The sequence below is a fragment of the Methylobacterium sp. GXS13 genome (assembly GCF_001455965.1).
In the GTDB taxonomy this organism is placed as follows: domain Bacteria; phylum Pseudomonadota; class Alphaproteobacteria; order Rhizobiales; family Beijerinckiaceae; genus Methylobacterium.
Map to the genome: position 1 here is coordinate 103733 of NZ_LKKO01000017.1, position 19466 is coordinate 123198.

Annotated in this window: 13 protein-coding genes; 6 read left to right on the forward strand and 7 right to left on the reverse strand. The window is 66.6% G+C overall.

Annotation, left to right across the window (positions count from 1 at the left end):
* The first annotated feature begins 562 nt into the window (after positions 1–562).
* The 3 genes from AO398_RS05060 to AO398_RS27290 are packed head-to-tail and all read left to right on the forward strand — an operon-like array spanning position 563 to position 3038.
* Positions 563–1096 carry a TadE/TadG family type IV pilus assembly protein gene (locus AO398_RS05060; protein WP_243956720.1) on the forward strand — a complete coding sequence of 178 codons (534 nt, stop codon included), beginning with the start codon at positions 563–565 and terminating at the stop codon, positions 1094–1096.
* Positions 1096–1710: a TadE/TadG family type IV pilus assembly protein gene (locus AO398_RS27285; RefSeq protein ID WP_082643129.1), complete on the forward strand. Its 615-nt coding sequence runs from the start codon at positions 1096–1098 to the stop codon at positions 1708–1710. Before AO398_RS05060 ends, AO398_RS27285 begins: the two co-directional genes overlap by 1 nt.
* Positions 1711–1724: 14 nt before the next feature.
* Positions 1725–3038, forward strand: a complete 1314-nt coding sequence (locus AO398_RS27290; RefSeq protein WP_244498670.1) for a pilus assembly protein TadG-related protein — start codon at positions 1725–1727, stop codon at positions 3036–3038.
* 690 nt (positions 3039–3728) lie between these two features.
* On the opposite strand, the gene AO398_RS05065 is transcribed toward AO398_RS27290, so the two are convergent.
* The gene (locus tag AO398_RS05065; RefSeq protein ID WP_058190928.1) at positions 3729–5357 is read right to left on the reverse strand and encodes an inorganic phosphate transporter; all 1629 of its coding nucleotides are present in this window, start codon (positions 5355–5357) and stop codon (positions 3729–3731) included.
* Positions 5358–5817: 460 nt separating this feature from the next.
* Between AO398_RS05065 and AO398_RS05070 the strand changes: the two genes are divergently transcribed.
* Positions 5818–6201, forward strand: a complete 384-nt coding sequence (locus AO398_RS05070; protein WP_058190929.1) for a nuclear transport factor 2 family protein — start codon at positions 5818–5820, stop codon at positions 6199–6201.
* Between the two features lie 169 nt (positions 6202–6370).
* Here AO398_RS05070 and AO398_RS05075 read toward each other — a convergent pair whose 3' ends face one another.
* Complete coding sequence (locus tag AO398_RS05075; protein WP_058190930.1) at positions 6371–9004, reverse strand: MHYT domain-containing protein; 2634 nt, start codon at positions 9002–9004, stop codon at positions 6371–6373.
* 247 nt (positions 9005–9251) lie between these two features.
* On the opposite strand from AO398_RS05075, the gene AO398_RS05080 reads away from it, so the two are divergent.
* A complete protein-coding gene (locus tag AO398_RS05080) occupies positions 9252–10130 on the forward strand; it encodes a YicC/YloC family endoribonuclease (protein WP_058190931.1) in 879 nt (292 codons plus the stop codon).
* A gap of 49 nt (positions 10131–10179) precedes the next feature.
* Positions 10180–10848, forward strand: coding sequence for a guanylate kinase (gmk, locus tag AO398_RS05085; RefSeq protein WP_058190932.1), 669 nt, complete (start codon positions 10180–10182; stop codon positions 10846–10848).
* 435 nt (positions 10849–11283) lie between these two features.
* Here the strand turns inward: gmk and AO398_RS05090 are convergent, their stop codons facing one another.
* From AO398_RS05090 to infB, 5 genes are all read right to left on the reverse strand, one after another.
* Positions 11284–13899 carry a histidine kinase dimerization/phosphoacceptor domain -containing protein gene (locus tag AO398_RS05090; RefSeq protein WP_058190933.1) on the reverse strand — a complete coding sequence of 872 codons (2616 nt, stop codon included), beginning with the start codon at positions 13897–13899 and terminating at the stop codon, positions 11284–11286.
* Positions 13900–14008: 109 nt separating this feature from the next.
* Entirely contained in the window at positions 14009–15403 is a 1395-nt protein-coding gene (locus AO398_RS05095) for a dihydrolipoyl dehydrogenase (protein ID WP_058190934.1), read from the reverse strand.
* A 96-nt stretch (positions 15404–15499) separates the two neighbouring features.
* The gene (gene truB, locus AO398_RS05100; RefSeq protein WP_058190935.1) at positions 15500–16528 is read right to left on the reverse strand and encodes a tRNA pseudouridine(55) synthase TruB; all 1029 of its coding nucleotides are present in this window, start codon (positions 16526–16528) and stop codon (positions 15500–15502) included.
* Positions 16529–16582: 54 nt separating this feature from the next.
* Positions 16583–17026, reverse strand: a complete 444-nt coding sequence (gene rbfA, locus AO398_RS05105) for a 30S ribosome-binding factor RbfA (RefSeq protein WP_058190936.1) — start codon at positions 17024–17026, stop codon at positions 16583–16585.
* A 136-nt stretch (positions 17027–17162) separates the two neighbouring features.
* The coding region (gene infB / locus AO398_RS05110; RefSeq protein ID WP_058190954.1) for a translation initiation factor IF-2 at positions 17163–19466 on the reverse strand (2304 nt) is incomplete at its 5' end.

The window sequence follows — 19466 nt, forward strand, 5'->3', positions numbered from 1 at the left end:
ACGTAATCGCTGCGCCTGATTACGACACTTTGAAGTCCATCGGAACGTCAGCTTCCCTGCAGCTTAACGACGATGACCTGCGACGTTAATAAGTGAAAACGCGAATGTTCTCTTCAGAATTACTAGCCGTTGAATTGGCATTGAAGTTCAAAACATAAAGCTTCTACTCACAATCATACAAGTAGGGGGCGGCTCTCTTTTGCTTGGGAACCTTGCTCTTTGCAATCTACATTCATTGCTTATTATAACTTTTAGGTTGGCCCAACCTATGAGCAGAAAAAATTAGCCGTGGGCTAATGCACTGTCCCTCTGTCAAACTGTTACCCAGCAACTTTTGGTTGCATCCACGCAGTAAGTCCGAGATTTATCCACGAAAATGGCGATGACGCTTGATCTATAGCTAAGAAGCGCAACGAAAATTAATATTTTAAGGTTTAAGGGTCCCAAAAGTGGCAATTGGCTGGGTTGGGCCATGCGGTTAATAGGCTTATTGAGGGTGGGGGGGCGCAGTCCAGCGAAGATTGCTGCGCGGCTGTATGGGGCTAGAGATGGTGCTACGGCCGTGGAGTTCGGTCTCGTCGCACTGCCCTTTCTCGCTCTACTTGGCGGCTGCCTGGAGAACGGCCTTGTTTCCTGGGAGCAGGAAATTCTTCAGCAAGCCGTCGTCGAGGCTGGGCGGCAGATATACACGGGCAGCTTTCAGACTACGAATGCCGGCGTAACCGATGCAGCAACCTTGATGAGTCGGTTCCGCAACGCGATCTGCACCCAGCCTAATGGCGCAGCACGCATCACGATCTTCAATTGCGCTAATGTCCGGGTTAGTGTCACGCAAGCGTCGAACTATGCATCCGCCGCGCCAGTTTCGCCCGTGGCCACAGATGCGAACGGAGTCAGCGACTGGAACGCCAATTTTCCGAGCTATACCTGTGCGGGAGCATCCGCGATCATGATCGTGCAGGCAGCCGTGGACGTTCCGGTGTTCTTCCCGCTTTTGGGCTCCACCTCGTCCAACCTGCCGAATAAGCGGCGTGTGCTCCAAGCCGCTACGGTGTTCAAGGTCGAGCCGTACACGACCAAATCCGTGTGTTCGTGATGGACGGTTTCTACGGACGTCTTGCGCGTTACAAGAAAGATGAGCGCGGGATCGCAGCGGTCGAATTTGCCCTCATCTTACCGATACTCATCGTGCTTTATTTTGGCACAATCGAGCTGGCCCGCATCCTCGACGCGAACCGAAAGGTTACGTTGTTCGCGCGGACACTCGGTGATCTGTCAGGAAGGGCAGATAATCCAAGTCCTTCCTCAAATGACATGGCGACCATTGCGGGGGCTGCAAATGCAATTCTTAGGCCTCTAGACGCATCAAGCCTGCAGATCATCGTCAACTCCATGGGAGTGGAATCGATCTCCGGAGCGTTATATGGCGGCGTCTGTTCCAGTTGGTCACAAAACGCAACTAAACGTCCAGCATTGCAGATTAACGGCACCAGCGGCCTACCTGCGACGCCGGCTGCCTATCAGTTCGATGGCGCTCGCTATATTCTCGCCGAAGTGACAATGAGCTACACGCCAATCATCGGTAGTTCACTCTACAGATGGATTTTTGGCAGCCGTGGCCTGTCTTTCACCAGGCAAATACCTTGGTCGCAGAGAACCGTCAAAGAGATCATCATGCCCGGCGGCTCGGCTTGCCCAAACTATAACTAGACTTCGAGGGTGCCGTGTCCCGACTGCTGCATCAGATGGAAAGTCGGATTGGGAGGGCCGCCCGAAGCTACAAGTGCGCCCGATCCGGTCAGGTCGCACTTACATTCGCTCTCGTCGCTATGCCGGTGCTGTTCGCTTCGGCGGCAGCTATCGATTACGGTCGACGTAACGCAGCCAAAGCGCAGCTTGACGCGGCCCTAGATGGAGCCGTGCTCGCGGTGATGTCGCAAAAGACGAACACCATATCGACGACCAATCTTCAGAACATGGAGGCGCAGTTTCGTACGGAAGCTGCGAAGGTTCCTGGCGTTACGGTCACGTCTTTCACGCCAGGCTCACCGGTGAATGGCGCTTCGTCGTTAAGCTTGACGGCCAATTATACCGCGACTGTAAAGACCACGCTATCATCAATGATGAAAATCATGACGATGAACATCGGTGGCTCGTCGTCAAGCACGAGAAATCTATTTCAATATATAAACTTTTATCTTCTGCTTGATAATTCACCTTCAATGGGGCTCGCTGCGACCGATGCCGACGTCAATAATATGAAGATTGCTACTGGTGGGTGTGCTTTCGCTTGTCATCAACATACCTTCGACAGCAAAGGCAATGTGACGGGCGATAATCAGAATGACAATTATCACATTGCCCAGAAAAACAATATCAAACTTCGCATTCAGGTTTTGAGGGATGCTGTTTCCGCCCTAGTGGATCAGGCCAACTCAAGCATGTCATTGTCTCAGCAGTTTCAAATGGAAATGTGGACCTTCAACGACTCCACGACGCAAACCAGATTACAGGCGATGACGCCGACACTAGGTCAGATAAAGTCGGCTGCAAGCAATATCGATATTGCATACGCATATTACAATCAAACTGACAATCAAACAGATTTTGAGCGAGCTATCGCTAAAATGAATTCTACTATACCGGCGAGTGGAACTGGAGCTACTTCAGCCTCGCCGATCCGATTTCTATTTTTTGTTACTGATGGCGTTGAGGACACCGGCGGCAGCGTCACAAATCAGAGTGCAGGATTCCAGTTTCAAAGCAATCGATTCATTGGCCCATTCAGCCCTTCAACCTGCAACCTATTAAAGACCAACAATGTCAGGATTGGCATTATCTACACACAATATTTGCCGATTTATGACAACGATTTCTATAATAGTTATGTTCGGCCATACGAGGCGAACATCGGTCCTGCTCTCAAGGCCTGTGCATCGGACGGACTATATTTTCCTGTTGCATCAGGTGGTGATATCACTGCCGCACTGCTACAGTTATTTTCAACAGCCGTAGCCTCAGTTAGACTAAGCAACTGATATTGTGGTTGCATTTATATGATGTCTCGACCGTCTTTGAGGACGGATAGGGCTCTGGTTTGCTAATTTAATTATATTCTATGCCACAGAGCCGACGAATGGGTACTTACGGGAGGCAGCCAATACGACACGAGCGTCCGGATTGGGGCGCTTCCGGAATGACCGTTCCGGGTGGTTTTGCGACGGTCCGCTCGTGAGCGGGCACGCGCAGAAGCAGACATTGCTGATTAGCTGGATGCGACCGCCGACCCGCCAGCGAAACTAGCTTGATCTTTAAGCGTTGAGCCCAGCCCTGCTGGAGAGCATCATGTTGGCCAAAGTTTTCGTTGCTGCCGTTATCGTTGCCGCCGGGTCGGGCCTTGCGCTCGCAGAGACAGCCGCACCGAACGCAGCTGGGACGGCAACCATGACGACCCGACAAACTCCTGACACCGGCGCCGGAGCCACGACCGGAAACCCACCGGCTTCCTCCGTGGGCGGGGGTATCATCGGCAGCGATGCCGTGCACGGCACGGGCCCCCACGAGGCGAAAGGCTTATCGCCTGAGACGTCACGCGTGCCGCCCGCGAAGAAGTAACGGACGCCTGTGTTCAGGCGGATGTCGGCACGCGCGTCCCGCGTGCGCTGAGCGTGGCGACACTCTCAGCAAGCGTTTCGGTCGCCGCCCGGATTTCCTCGGCGGCATCCGGCTCAGAACAGGTGGCGCAGGATGAAGAACAACGTCCCGGCGATCAGGATCGCGGCCGGCAGGGTCATCACCCAAGCCAGCGCCATGTTGCGCACCGTTGATATCTGCAGGCCCGAGCCGTTGGCGGCCATGGTGCCGGCGACGCCCGAGGACAGGATGTGCGTGGTCGAGACCGGCAGGCTGTTGAGCTCGGCGAGCCCGATGGTGCCGGCGGCCACGATCTCGGCCGAGGCGCCCTGCGCGTAGGTGAGATGGGTCTTGCCGATCTTCTCGCCGACGGTGACGACGATGCGCTTCCAGCCGACCATCGTGCCGAGCCCGAGCGCCAGGGCGACGCAGACCTTCACCCAGCCCGGGATGTAGCGAGTGCCCTCGTTGAGGAGCTCGGTGTAGCCCTTGAGGGTCTTGGCGTCGCTCTCGGACAGGGTCGCGCCCGACTTCGGCAGCAGGCGGATCGCGTCGGAGGCGAGGTACATGTCGTTGCGTACGTTCGAGGTCGCCCCCGCGGGGACCTGCTGGAGCGAGCCGTAGCCCTTCACCGAGGCGGCGATGTCGGTCGAGAGCGCGGAGAGGGCGCCGAACACCTCCGGCTTGTTGAGCGCCTTCGCCTTCAGCGCGTCCGCCACGGTCTTGCGGGCCTGGGCGGCGTCGGGCCGTGCCCCGCCACCGGAATAGGTCGAGAACACCTTGCTGGCGGCATCCGAGGTCTGAACGAAGGCTGGCGTTGCGTCGGCGTTCATGGTCCGGTTGAGCGCGTACGCCGTCGGGGCGGCGCCGATCAGGATGAGCATGATCAGGCCCATGCCCTTCTGGCCGTCGTTGCCGCCGTGGAAGAACGACACCAGGGTGCAGGTCAGGATCAGGACGCCGCGGATCCAGAGCGGGGGCGGCGCATCGCCCTTGGGCGCCTCGTACAGGTCCTTGCGGCGCACGGTGAACTTGAGGGCGAGCAGCAGCAGTGCGGCCGCGACGAAGCCGCAGATCGGGCTGAAGGCGAGCGCCTTGAACACGCCGAGCGCCTGGTTCCAATCGACGCCCGAGGTGCCGTCCTGGCCGCCCATGAGCTGATTGGCGAGGCCGACGCCGAGCACCGATCCGATCAGCGCGTGCGATGACGAGTTCGGCAGGCCGAGCGCCCAGGTGCCGAGGTTCCAGATGATGGCTGCGATCAGGAGCGAGAAGATCATCGCATAGCCGGCGCCCGAGCCGACCTGCAGGATGAGCTCGACCGGCAGCAGGGTGACGATGGCGTAGGCTACTGCGCCCGACGACAGCAGCACGCCGAGGAAGTTGAAACTCCCCGACCAGATCACCGCCACCAGGGGCGGCATCGAGTGGGTGTAGATCACGGTCGCCACCGCGTTTGCGGTGTCGTGGAAGCCGTTCACGAACTCGAAGGCGAGCGCGATCAGCAGGGCGAGGCCGAGGAGCACGAAGGCGCCGACGGCCAGGGGTTCCTGGTGGACCGCGTTCATGTCGGCGATCAGGCTGAAGACCGCGTAGCCGAGCCCGGCGACGAGCACGAGCAGGAAGGCGATGACGCCTCCGGGATGAATGCCGTGGTCGAGGCTGGGCTTCCCGGAAGTTATCGAGCCGCCCGATATGGCCGAGGTCAATGTTGCGTCGGCCATTACGGTCTCCGAAAAATATTCGCGCTCGATCCAGGATTAAAACTCCGTGATGACGGTGGGGTGACGCTCCATGAGTAAAACTTCTCCGCCTCCCGATGACCGTCGCGGAGCACCGGAATTCTCATCCCGTTGAGGAAATCCGACACCTGGCCCCCCGCGGCCGGAGCTGCTTTCCACCCCGAACCGACGTTATCGGATGGCTCACGAATGGCTGCTTTCGGGAAGCGTCGAGGGTTGCTCGTACGGCTGGCATGGGTCGCTTCCGGAATGACCGTTCCGGGTGGTTTTCGGCCGGTCCGCTTTTGGATGGCGGATGCATCGAAGCCGACATCAACGCGAGGATTGCTCCTACCCATTGCAGGGGATCGGAACGTCCGCTCATAAGCGCTTGTCTGCTCTCCCGCGACATGCTCCCTTTCCTCAAGAGCCTATGGCTCTCAGAGCGTTGAGCGCAGACGGCATGCCAAATCTCGCGCAGAACAAGGCGAACGTGATCGCGTTCTATGAGCTGATGTTCAACGATTGCCGTCCACGCGAGGCTATCGAGCGATATGCCGGCGACACTTATATCCAGCACAACCCGCATGTAGCTACGGGCAAGGACGGATTCGTTGCCTATTTCGAGCGTATGTCGCGTGAGTGGCCGGGCAAGCGCGTTGAGGTCAAGCGGGCCATTGCCGAGGGCGATCTGGTTGTGTTGCACTGCCTTCAGCACTGGCCGGGTAACCATGACTATGTGGCCATCGATATATTTCGCCTCGATGAGGACGGCCGGATCGTTGAGCACTGGGACGTGCTGCAGATCCTGCCTGATGCCTCGGCCAATCCGAACGGGATGTTCTAGATCTCGGATACCTCAGGCGCGGCGGAAGTCCGCAATCCGTTTCTCATCATGAGCGGACATTGCTGCGAGCCGGCGAATGGCTGCTTTAGAGAAGCGCCGACAGCGATCCGAGCGTCCGGGCTCGGCCGCAAGCAGACGACCGACGCAAACGCTGATTGGGATCAAGCATCTAGGTCGACTTGGTAGCTTGTCGGTTGTCGAGTTTGCGCAGCTCTGTGGCGATATCCTGGAGACTGGAATCGCCCTTGCGCAGGACGCGGTCGGCCTCGGACAACCGGTCGCGCTCGTCGGCCGTGACGTCCCGGGCGCTCAGGACCACCACCGGCACGTCGGCGCAACCCGGCAATCCCCTCAGACGGTCGAGGAACGAGAACCCGTCCATCACCGGCATCGTGAGGTCGAGGAGGACAAGGCGCGGGACGCCGAGCCTGACCTGCTCCAGCGCCTCCTGGCCGTCGCCCGCCTCGCGGACGCTCCAGCCGTTGCGTTCCAGGGCTGTTCGCAGGCGGTGGCGCATGTCCGCATCGTCGTCGACGACGAGGACGTCGCCGTCGGCCGCCCGGAACTGGTCCAGGATCGTCCGGAGGCGCACCCAGTCCACCGGCTTCGGCACGGCTTCGATGGCCCCGAGCGAGGCACTGAGCGTCGCGTCGGCGACGAAGCTCACCATGACCACCGGGATCCCGGCGGTCTCGGGATCCGACTTGAGGGCGGCGAGAACCGACCAGCCGTCCATCTCGGGCATCATCACGTCGAGGAGGATGGCGCGGGGCTTGAGCGACCGGGCCAGGGCGAGGCCGGTGCGCCCGTCCCCCGCCGTGCGCACGGAGAAGCGCTGGCGTTCGAGGAACCGGGTCATGAGCTCGCGCTGGGACGCCTCGTCGTCGATGACGAGGACCAGGTCGTCCAGGCGTTCGCCGTTCTCCGGTACCGCGTCCGGCGCGACGTCGACCGTCCGGTCCGGGGCCGCCGCCGGCACGCGCAGGGTGAAGCTCGTTCCCTCGCCCGCGACGCTGGAGACGGAGATGTCGCCGCCCAGCAACTGGGCGAAGGCGCGGCTGAGCGCCAACCCGAGGCCGGTCCCGCCGTAGTTGCGCGTGGTGCTCTCGTCGGCCTGCGTGAAGCGCTCGAACAGGCGTCCGACCTGCTCGGGGTTCATGCCGATGCCGGTATCCCGCACCGTGAACCAGAGCCAGTCGCCGCGAGCGCCCGACTCGCGTCCGGCCTCCAGGGTGATGGTGCCGCCCTCGGTGAACTTGGCGGCGTTCGAGAGCAGGTTGAACAGGCACTGGCGCAGCTTCACCGCGTCCGTTCGGGCCTGGCCGACGTCATCGGCCACGTCGAGAACGAGGACGTTGCCCTTCTTCCCGACCAGGGCCTCGACCGTGGCGGCCGCGTCCGTGACGAAGGCGGCGACGTCGATGTCCTCGGGATAAAGCTCCATCTTCTCGGCCTCGACCTTCGACAGGTCGAGCACGTCGTTGATCAGGCCGAGGAGGTGCTGGGCGTTCGACTTGATCTTGCCGAGGTCCTTGAGGAGGCTCTCCTGACCGAGTTCCTCCGCCTCCTCCTCCAGCATCTCGGAATAGCCGATCACGGCCGAGAGCGGCGTCCGGAGCTCATGGCTCATGTTGGCCAGGAACCGGCTCTTGGCCCGGCTGTGCTCCTCGGCGGCGTCCCTCGCCTCCTTGAGGGCCACCTCGAAGGCGTGACGCTCGGTGATGTCCTCGTGGACGCCCACCCACTCCCGGATCGCCCCGTCGGCATCGCGCACCGGCACCGCCCGCGCCACGTACCGGCGCCAGCCCGCCTCGGCGGTCCGCACGCGATGCTCGACCGTGTACGGGGCCTCAGCACGCAACGCTTCGGTCCAGGTCGCGACGGTCGCCGGGAGATCCTCGGGATGGATCGCCTTCGCCCAGCCCGTGCCCATGTACTGCTCCGGGGTGTGCCCGGTGATCTCCGCCCACCCGGCCTGCTCCTCGACGAAATGCCCGGCGGCGTCGGTGGTCCACATCACGCCGTTGACGGCCCTGACGGCGGATCGGAAGCGCGCCTCGCTGACATGCAGGCGTCGCTGCACCCGGCGCTGGTCGAGCGAGGAGGCGATCATCGCCAGGAACAGGATGAGGAAGGTGACGCCCGCGACCGCCAGGGCGAGGTCGCGTTGGCTCGCCGCCAGGGTGGCGCCGTGGGCCGCATGGGCGCCGGCCTCCTCCGCGGTGAAGGTCGCCGCGGCCATCCCGGTGTAGTGCATCCCGGCGACCGCAAGCCCCATCACGCAGGCCGCGGCGAGCTTCTGCCAGGGCCGATTGCGGCGGAAGGTCAGCCAGAGGGCAGCGGTCGCAGCCGTGACCGCGATGGCGACCGAGACCGCCACCACAGCCGGGTTGTAGGCGAGGTTGCCGGGCACGCGCATCGCCGCCATGCCGGTGTAGTGCATTGCCGCCACGCCGAGGCCCATGAGCGGGCCCGCCACCAGCAACGAGCCCGCCCCCGTTCCCCGGCGTGCGACCCAGGCAAAGGCGCCGGCCGTGACACCCACCGCAATCAGCAGCGACAGGAGCGTCAGACCCAGGTCGTAGGCCGCAGTCATGCCCATCTCGAAGGCGAGCATGCCGACGAAATGCATCGCCCAGATGCCGCCGCCCACCGCCACGGCCGCGCCGGCACCCCAGGCCCACCGCGCACCGGCGTCCGGGCGCCGAACGCGGGCACCGAGGTCGAGGGCAGCGTAGGACGCGAACACCGCGATGACGATGGAGAGCGTGACGAGGAGCGGGTTGTATCCGGTATGGGCCATGGGATGTCCGGTGGGGGCACGGGGTCCGTAGCACCAAAAGGCAGCGGCCTCCGGGCAATCTTACAGTGCGGGAGCGCAAGACTCCGCGAGCGACCGGCGCGATGGCCCGGTGGCTTCGCTGCGCGCGCGTCGAGTGTCCGCCCGCGCGCTCCGACCCCGCGTCCGCCCTCCCCGATCTCCCGCCGCCCCTTCCCCCCGGAGCGATCCGTGCTACAGGCCCCGATCTTCACGGGGACGGGGGGTCGGCATGGCCCAGATCGCGAGCATGACCGGGTTCGCCCGGGCGGCGGGCACCAGCGGGGCGGTGCAATGGGCCTGGGAGGTCCGCAGCGTCAACGGGCGCGGCCTCGACGTGCGCATCCGCGTCCCGGCCGGCTATGACGGGCTCGGCGAGACCGCGCGCACCGCCCTGCAGAAGACCCTGTCCCGGGGCCAGTGCCAGCTCACCCTCACCGTGACCAAGCCGGAGCAGGCCGCCCGGGTGCGGATCAACGAGACCCTGCTGGCGAGCCTCGCGCAGGCGGTTGCCCGGGTGCCGGTGCCCGAGGGCGTCGCCCCGGCCACGATGGACGGGCTGCTCGGCGTGCGCGGGGTGATCGAGGTCGAGGACGAGGCGGCGGCCGAGACCGATTCCCTCGCCCGGGATCTCGCCGAGGGCGTGGTCCGGGTGGTGGCCGACCTGGTCGAGGCCCGCCGGGCCGAGGGGCGCCAGCTCGCCGAGGTGGTCACCGCGCAGGTCGAACGGATCGCCGCGCTGACCCGGGCCGCCGAGGACAATCCGGCGCGCAAGTCCGAGGCGGTGCGCGCCAGGCTGGTGGCCGCCATCGAGGCCCTGGGCGGGACCCATCTCGATCCGGACCGGCTGCACCAGGAGGCGATGCTGCTCGCCGGCAAGGCGGATGTGCGCGAGGAGCTGGACCGGCTGCACGCCCACGTCGCCAGCGCCCGCGAGTTGCTCGCCGCCGGCGGCGCCATCGGCCGCCGCCTCGATTTCCTGGCCCAGGAATTCGGCCGCGAGGCCAACACCCTGTGCGCCAAGGCCAACGACATCAGCCTGTCGCGGATCGGGCTCGACCTCAAGGCCGTGGTTGAGCAGCTCCGCGAGCAGGTTCAGAACATCGAATGACCTTCCGGGACCGAGGGATGCGGATGGATATCGCGGCGGAGACACGCGGATGAGCGGACCGGCGAACAACGTCTCCGACACCATTGCGCGGCGGGGCTTGATCCTGATCCTGTCCTCGCCCTCGGGGGCGGGCAAGACCACGCTGACCCGGGCGGTCGCGCAGGATCCGGCCTGGGCGCTCGACCTGTCGATCTCGGTCACCACCCGGTCGCGCCGGCCCTCCGAGATCGACGGGCGGCATTACCATTTCATCGACCGGGAGGCGTTCGAGGATCTGCGCAGCCGCGACGACCTGCTCGAATGGGCCGAGGTGCACGGCAACTATTACGGCACGCCCCGCCGGCCGGTGGAGAAGGTCCTGGGCTCGGGCCGGGACATGATCTTCGACATCGACTACCAGGGCACCCGGCAGGTGCGGGCCAAGCTCGCCCAGGACGTCGTGACGGTGTTCATCCTGCCGCCCAGCATGGCCGAGCTGCGCCAGCGCCTGGAGCGCCGCGCCGAGGATTCGGCCGAGACGATCGAGAAGCGGCTGGCCAACGCCCGGACCGAGATCCAGCGCTGGAGCGAGTACGATTACGTGATCGTCAACGAGGATCTGCAGGAGGCCTTCAAGGCGCTGCAGGGGATCCTGTCGGCCGAGCGGCTGAAGCGGGCGCGGCGGACCGGTCTGGCCCAGTTCGTCGACGGGCTGCTGGCGGAGGCGGACGAAGGCTGAGGACGCCGCGGGGATCTCAGGCACCGTCCCTCCCCCGAGAGGGCTACGATGGTGACGTGTCTTCATTGTCGAAGGCCGGGTCCGCGCGTCTCCCTCCCCCCTTTGCGGGGGAGGGTGGGCCTCGCGTCAGCGACGGTCGGGCCGGGACGAAGTCCCGCAAGAGGGGAACCCGGCTTCAGGAAAGGGCGCGCCCGTCATGACGGGCGAAGCTCTGTTCTGCACCGTCGCTTCCCTCTCCCGACCCCCTTTCGGGGGCCTCCCTCCCCCGCAGAGGGGGGAGGGAGGGCGCGTATCATTTCTGGAGCGGGCACTTGGGAAGAACCAGAGCCTGGAGTTCGAATTCGACAGTCTGCACTGGAAAGGCCGCCCGCGCATCCGGCCGCTGAACTCGTCCGGTGATGAGAGGCGAACGGCGGACGGGAGCCGTCGCCCCGCTCACGCGGTGATCGTGAAGCACGCGCCGGGGTTGTTCGCCACGTCGAGCCGGGCGTTGATCTGGTCGAGCATCGCCCGGATCAGCTTCATCCCGAGGCCCGAGCCCTTGCCGCGGGCCTTGGCGTCGGCCCAGTCGTCGGGCAGGCCGGCGCCGTCGTCGCAGACCCGGAGCTGGACCTCGCCGGGGCCGGAGGCCGAGACGCTGACCTCGACGCGGCCGCCGCCGGCCGGGTTGGCCGCGTATTTGAACGCGTTGGTGACGAGCTCCGTGGCGATCAGCGAGAGGGCCACCGCCTTCCGATAGGGCACCATCAGGCCGGGCTCGGCGGACAGATCGACGGCGTGGCCCTCGCCGGCGAGGCCCGCGAGGTCGTTGCACAGGTTCTCGATGGTCTGGCCGAGATCGACCTCGTCGACCCGCTCGGCCTGATACAGGCTGTCGTGCACGCGCGCGACGCTCATCACCCGGGCGGAGGTGTCGGCGAAAGCCTGCCGGGCCTCGGCGTCGGCGATCTGCCGCCGCTGCATCTGCAGGAAGGCCGAGACGATCTGCAGGGAATTCTTCACCCGGTGGTCGATCTCCCGGGTCAGCAGATCCTTCTGCTCGAGCAGGCGCTCCTTCTCGGCGAGCAGGCTCGTCAGCTCGTCGATCTTGCGGCGCTGGCGCAGGACCACGCCCTCCACCGCCTCGGCCAGCGAACCGGCGAGCTGGACCTGCCATTCGGCCCAGGCGCTCGCGTAGCCGGTGCGCTCCTCGACCCAGCGCTCGAAAGACCGGCGCGGCAACAGGGCCACCGGGCCGCTGCCGGCGAGGACGGGTTTCCGGGGATCCCCGCCCCAGGTCACCGTGCTCGGGACTTCCGGCCGGAACCAGAGGAGGAGATTCTCGCGGGATTCGTCCACGAAGGCCGCGAGCAGGCCGCTGGCGATCTCCCGGTACGGGGCCGCCTCCAGATATTCGGCGGTGAAGTTGCTGCTGCTGTAATGGGTCTCGCCAGCCGGTAGCCGATCCCGAAGCCATGCGGCGATCCGATCGACCATGTCGGCGGGCGGCGACCGGCCGATCAGCGTGACCCGCTCGCCCGCGACGATGCCGGCGCCGGTGGCGCTGAACAGGTCGAGCAGGGTGGCATTGCCGGCGGTCAGCGCGGCCACGAAATCATCGGACCGGGTCAGCCCGCGCACGAGGCGGCCCTCGACGTCGAGATGGGCCTGCCGCTCGGCCCAGAGCCGGCGTGATTCGATCTCCTGCACCCGCATGGCGAAGGCATCGGTGAGGACGGTGGCGGCCGAACGGGTCTCGGGCGTCACGTAATGCGGACGGCGGTGATGACCGATCATCAGGCCCCAGAGCCGATCCTCGACCATGATCGAGATCGACATCGAGCCGTTCACGCCGAGGTTGCGCTGGTACTCCAGGTGGATCGGCGAGAGCGTGCGGTGCTGGGCGAAGGTCAGGTCGATCGGCCCGTTGCCGGCGCCGGGCGCCGCCACCAGGCCAACCGGCACGCTGTCGCGGTCGATCACGAAGCGGTTCTTGGCCCGGGTGTACAGGGCGCGGGCCTGGGCGGGGATGTCGGAGGCGGGGAAGCGCAGGCCGAGAAGGCTGCGCGACCAGCCCGGCACCTTGTCCTCGGCCACCGCCTCGCCGTTCCAGTCCGCGTCGAACCGGTAGACCAGCACCGCCTCGAAGCCGGTGAGCGCGCGGATCTCCAGGGCGGCGATGCGGGCGGCCTCGACCAGGGTCCCGGCCTCGCGCAGGCGGCCCATGGCGAGCTCGGTATCGACCTGGCTGGCGGTGGGGAAGTCGTCGGCGGAATCGGGCTCGAGCTCCAGCTCGACGATTACCCGGCCGGCATGGGCATGGGCGACGGCGTAGTAGGAGGCGCTGCGCCCGGTCAGCGTGAGCCGGCGACGGACGGATTGCCCGTCCCCCAGCGTGCCGGCGGCCAGACGCGTCCGGACGGCCGCGATGAAGTTCCGGGGCAGCACGTCCGCGAGCGGTCGGCCGGACAGGGGCGGGTTCAGAGGATCGACGATCTCCTCGACATTGGCCGAGTAGGCCAGGACCTGCAGGGTCTCGACATCGGCCGCGAGCATCACGGCGTTGGGTTGGATCGAGCCCGGGATGTGGATCGGCTCGCGCTCGCAATGGCTGGCATCCACCGGCTCGGCGCGGGCGCGCCGGCCGATCGCCGCCATCACCGCCTCGCGCGAAAGGCCGGCGCCGAGGCTCTCGATCGGGTCGATGGTGAGCCAGGTGACCGGGCCGGTCTCGGCGGCGTTGCCATGACGCATGTGGACCCGCGCCCGCAGGGGCTGGGGCAAACGGCCGAACACGTAGTCGAAGCTCTCGTCGAGCGCGCCGCGTCGGCTGCCCGCGAGGAAGCGGCCGCGGAAGCTCGGCACGTTGGTGCCCGGCATCACCTCGCGGAAGTAGTTGCGGCCGAGCACCGACTCGCGTGACAGGCCCGAGAGCGCGCTCGCGCCCTCGCTGAACACCACGACGGTGCCGTCCGAATCGAGGCCGATCACACCCTTGTCGAGGCGATCCAGCGCGTCGGGCGCGAGCACGTCGAGCTCGAGGCCTTTATCGGGGGCCTGGGTCGGCGGCATTAGAAAAGAACCCCGCTCATCCGGCCTGATATGACTGGGGGCGTGGCGAAGTGCAATGCTTCCGCTTGCAGCAAGATCAATTCGGAATCACGAAGCCGTTGGACGCAGATCAAGACTGACAAGTCGAATGTGTAATTTCAGACAATGCGGTTGAAAACCCCTCTTCAACTGTAGGGTGGTATATGGGCTGATCCAGGACAGCCCGAGCCGTCTTTCCGTCGCCGATCGCGTGGGTCAGGAGATGGGCCAGATGTTCGACGGCGGGTCCGAGCATCTCCGCGCCCATGAGCGTTCCGTCCCGGCCGGCCCAGATCCGCAGGCCGCCCTGATTCGCGCCGTCGACCCGGGCGCGGCCCTGGGCGGCGCCGCCGACGGCGCCGGTCACGCGGTCGGCGGCGTCGGCCTCGTAGGGCACACCGATCACCGCCACCTGCGGATCGGTGAACACCATGGCGAGACGCGTCCAGGGTTCGGGTGTCTCGACCGCGCGACCGGCTGCGCGGGCTGCCGCGTTCGTCCCCGCGATGCGGCCCTGGCGGCTCGCCTCGTGCAGCACCGGCCGCCAGGCATCGGCATCGCCCGCGATCAGGATCGGGGCACCCGCGCAGACGAGGCTGCGGTAGTCGAAGTCCGGCATGCCGTCTTCGTCGAGGCTCAGGCCGGCGGCGTCCAGCCCGAGGTCGTCGAGGTTCGGTGAGCGGCCGGTGGCGGCAAGCACCTTGTCGGCGCGCGTCTCCCGGGCGCGCCCCTCCCCATCTGTCCAGCTGAGGCACACGCCATTGCCCTCGCGCGTCGCAGATTCGAGCTTCGCCCCGAGATGCAGGGCCAGCTCCGCGCCGAAGAGCGCGGCGGCCTGACGCGCGAGATCCGGGTCGGACAGCCCTGCGACCGTGTCCCCGGAATCGATCACCGTGACGCGGACGCCGAGGCGGGTCATCGCCTGGGCGATCTCGATCCCGACCGCGCCGGCACCGAGAACGGCCAGGGATTCCGGCAAGTCGGGTATCTCGAACAGGGTATCGGTGGTCAGCAGGCGGTCGCCGAGGCCGCGGAGCGGTTTCGGGACTGTCGGGCTCGATCCGGTGGCGATCACGGCGGCCCGGAAAGCGATGCGGGTGTGGTCCCCGACCGTGAGGCTGGTGCGATCCTGGAAGCGGGCGCTGCCGGCGATGCGCGCCGCCTCGGGCAGCGCCTCGACACCCTCGAAAACGCCGCCGACGAACCGGTCCCGCTCGGCGCGGACACGTGCGAGCACCGCGCGTCCATCCACGGCCACGCCGGCGACCCGGATGCCGAACAGATCGGTGTTGCGTGCCGCGTGGGCGGCCTTGGCCGCCGCGATCAGCAGCTTCGAGGGCATGCAGCCGACCCGGGCGCAGGTCGTGCCCCCCGGGCCGCGCTCGATCAGGACGGCGCTGGCGCCAGCTTCGGTGGCGGCCCGATAGGCGGCGAGACCAGCGGTCCCCGCCCCGATCACCGCCACATCACACGTGCGCTCGTCCATCGTATCCCCGGGTCGGTTGCCGGGGCCAAAGTCCGATCGCTGAGGTTCGTTCCGCCTGCGCCCACGCGCCTCAGGTCGAGGCGCGGGGCGTTCGGCTCAGGCGTTCCGAACCGGCGCGGTGCCGCCGAGATGGAACACCCGGTGCGGCACCAGCTCACCGCGCTCGACATCGCCGACGGCGACCAGGATGCCGCCGCAGGTGGCGAAGGCCTTGCCCTCCACGGGGGCGTCCCGGCCGCGCAGGATCACCGACTGGCCACGCATCAGGCGCAGACCCAGGTCGCGCGAGACCGTCACCTCGGGGATCGCGTCGAGCGCGGTCTCCACCGGCCGCAGATGCGCGAGCGCGGCTTCCGGGCCGCCCTCGGTCAGACCGTCGGCGGCGCAGGATTCCGCCTCGGAGAACGGGCCGACGCGGGTCCGGCGCAGGGCCGAGACGTGGCCGTAGCAGCCGAGCATGCGGCCGAGGTCACGGGCCAGGGCGCGGACATAGGTGCCCTTGCCGCATTCGGCCTCGATCACGGTGCGCTCGCCGTCATGCTCGACGACGGCGAGGCGGTCGATCTGCACCGGCCGGGCCACCAGCTCCACGATCTCGCCCTCGCGGGCCAGATCGTAGGCGCGCTCCCCCTGGATCTTGATGGCGGAATAGCGCGGCGGCACCTGCTCGATCGCGCCCACGAAGGCCGGCAAGGCCGCCTCGACGGCCGCCCGCTCCGGACGCGCGTCGCTGGTCGCGACGGCGCGGCCCTCGGCGTCGTCGGTGTCGGTCTCGACACCCCATTGCACGGTGAACCGGTAGGCCTTGCGGCCGTCCATGACGAACGGGACGGTCTTGGTCGCCTCACCCAGCGCGATCGGCAGGATGCCCGAGGCCAGCGGATCGAGGGTGCCGGCATGGCCGGCCTTCTTGGCGTTGAAGGCGCGCTTCACCACCGCGACGGCGTGGGTCGAGGTCATGCCGACAGGCTTGTCGAGGATGACCCAGCCCGACACGTCCCGGCGCTTGGGCCGGTCGGGACGCGGTCCGCGCTGCGGGCGGCGCTCATCCGGCCCCCGGCGCTCGGCGCCGGGGGCGGACACCGCGCGCTCGGCCGGCGGATGATCTTCGATGGAAACGGTCATGGCCTCGTGTCCCCCGGGGTCGTTGCCCCGTTCCTGTCCGTGTGCCGATGGGGATCAATGCCCCCGACCGGTCTCCGGTTCGTCGTCCTCATGCCCGTCGCCGTCCCGCTCGGAGACGAGGTCGCGCTGGACCCGCTCGTTACGCAGCAGCTTGTCGATGCGGGCCGCCTCGTCGAAGGTCTCGTCGCGGCGGAAGCGCAGCTCGGGCGCGAATTTCAGGTTCACCCGCCGCGCCACCTCCTGGCGCAGCACCTTCCGGTGGCGCTCCAAAGCGGCGATCACCGGCGCCTCGTCCATGCCGCCCAGCGGCATCACGTAGGCGGTGGCGAGCTTCAGGTCCGGCGACATCCGCACCTCCGGCACGGTCACGACATGCGTGCCGAGGACCGGATCCTGGATGTCGCCGCGCTGGAGCACCTCCGCGAGGGCGTGGCGGATGAGTTCGGCCACGCGCTGCTGGCGCTGCGAGGGGCCGGTGGATGTGGGTTTCTGGGCCATTCTGTCTCGGGGCGCCGCCGCGGGGCGGCCGGTTCACGTCCAACAAAGAGAGATGCAAAAGAGGAGCGATGCACCAAAAAGAAAAGACGGCCGCGGCTGAGGCCGCGACCGCCCTGTCCGGACGAGGTCCGGGATCTCAGAGGGTGCGACGGATCTCCTCGACCCGGTAGCATTCGATGACATCGCCTGCGCGCATGTTCTCGAAGTTCTCGAAGGCCATGCCGCACTCCTGGCCGGAGGTGACTTCCTTCGCGTCGTCCTTGAACCGCTTGAGGGTCTTGAGCTTGCCCTCGTGGATCACGACGCTGTCGCGGATGAGGCGGACATGCGCGCCACGCTCCACGATACCGTCGGTGACGCGGCAACCCGCGACCTTGCCGACCTTGGAGACCTCGAAGACCTCCTGGATCGACGCCTCGCCCAGGCGCTCCTCGCGGAGCGTCGGCGGCAGCATCCCCGACAGCGTGGCTTTGATGTCGTCCACGAGGTCGTAGATGATGTTGTAGTACCGGATATCGATGCCGGCCCGCTCGGCGGCCTCGCGGGCCTCCTTGAGGGCGCGCACGTTGAAGCCGATGACGACCGCCTTCGAGGCCTGCGCCAGGGTGATGTCCGACTCGGTGATGCCGCCGACACCCGAGAGCAGGATGCGGGCCGCGACCTCGCCGTTGCCGAGCTTCTCCAGGGCGCCCGAGATCGCCTCGACCGAACCCTGAACGTCGCCCTTGATGACGACCGCCAGTTCCTTGCGGCCGGCGCCTTCCTTCAGGTCGCGCATCATGTCGACCAGCGAGCGGTTGGCACCGCCGGTGCGGGCATTCTGACGCTCGCGCTTCTGACGGGCGCGATACTCGGTGACCTCGCGGGCGCGGGCCTCGTTCGGCACCACGGTGACGCGATCGCCGGCATCGGGCGTGCCGTTGAAGCCGAGCACCTCCACGGGCACCGACGGGCCGGCGTATTGGACGTTCTCGCCGAGATCGTCGATCAGGGCGCGCACGCGGCCCCATTCGGCACCGGCGACGACGATGTCGCCGGTGAACAGGGTGCCGCGCTGGACCAGCACCGTCGCCACCGGGCCACGGCCGCGGTCGAGCTGGGCCTCGATGACCGTACCCTCGCCGTCGCGCTTCTCGTTGGCGCGCAGGTTCATGATCTCGGCCTGGATCTGGATGCCCTCCAGCAGCTCCGGCAGACCGTCGCCGGTCTTGGCCGAAACCTCGAATTCCAGGGTCTCGCCGCCCATCGACTCGACCTGGATGTCGTGCTGCAGCAGCTCCGTGCGGACCCGCTGCGGGTTCGCATCCGGCTTGTCGATCTTGTTGACCGCGATGATCATCGGGACGCCGGCCGCCTTGGCGTGCTGGATCGCCTCGATGGTCTGCGGCATGACGCCGTCATCGGCCGCAACCACAATCACCACGATGTCGGTGACCTTGGCGCCGCGGGCCCGCATCGACGTGAACGCCGCGTGGCCCGGGGTGTCGATGAAGGTGATCATGTCGCCGGACGGCGACGCGACCTGATAGGCGCCGATGTGCTGGGTGATGCCACCGGCCTCGCCCTCCACCACGTTCTCCTTGCGGATCGCGTCGAGCAGCGAGGTCTTGCCGTGGTCGACGTGGCCCATGATGGTGACCACCGGCGGACGGGGATCGAGATCCTCTTCCAGATCCGGCTCGTCGGAGGACAGGCCCTCTTCCACGTCGGACTCGGCGACGCGGCGCACGGTGTGGCCGAGCTCCTCGGCGATGAGCTGGGCGGTGTCCGAGTCGATCACGTCGGTGATCTTGTGGATCTCGCCCTGCTTCATCAGCAGGCGGATCACGTCCACGGCCCGCTCCGACATGCGGTTGGCGAGTTCCTGGATGGTGATCGTCTCGGGGATCGTCACCTCGCGGGACAGCTTCTCTTTCTGCTCGACCTGGCCGCGGCCGCTCATGCGCTGCTGGCGGCGGCGGAACGAGGCGACCGAGCGGGTGCGCTCGTCCTCACCGGACGTCGCCGTCGCGATGGTCAGGCGGCCGCGGTTGCGGTCGCCACCCGGCGATTTCGGGGTCTTCGGCGGCGCGATGATCTTGAGCGGCATGCCGGGACGGCGGATCACCCGCTTGGTCTCGGACTCGTCCTCGTTGGTGGCGGGGGCGGGGCCGGCGGGACGCGCGGCAGCGGTCGCGCCGGCGGGACGCGCCGCGGTCGTCGGCGTGGCGCGCTTCTCGGGCTCGGGCGCCGGGGCGGGCCGGGCCATGAAGTTGAGATCGCGGGGCTTGCGCGAATCCGCCGTGATGGTCTTGCGCGGCTCGCCGGTAGCGGGCCGGGGGTTCAGCGGCGGGCGGGCCGCAGGCGCTGCGGTGGAAGCAGCAGCAGCCGGGCGTGCCGGCGTGGCAGCAGTCGGGCGGGCGCCCTCGGGCTGACGAGCCGCAACGGCGGTCGGACGGGC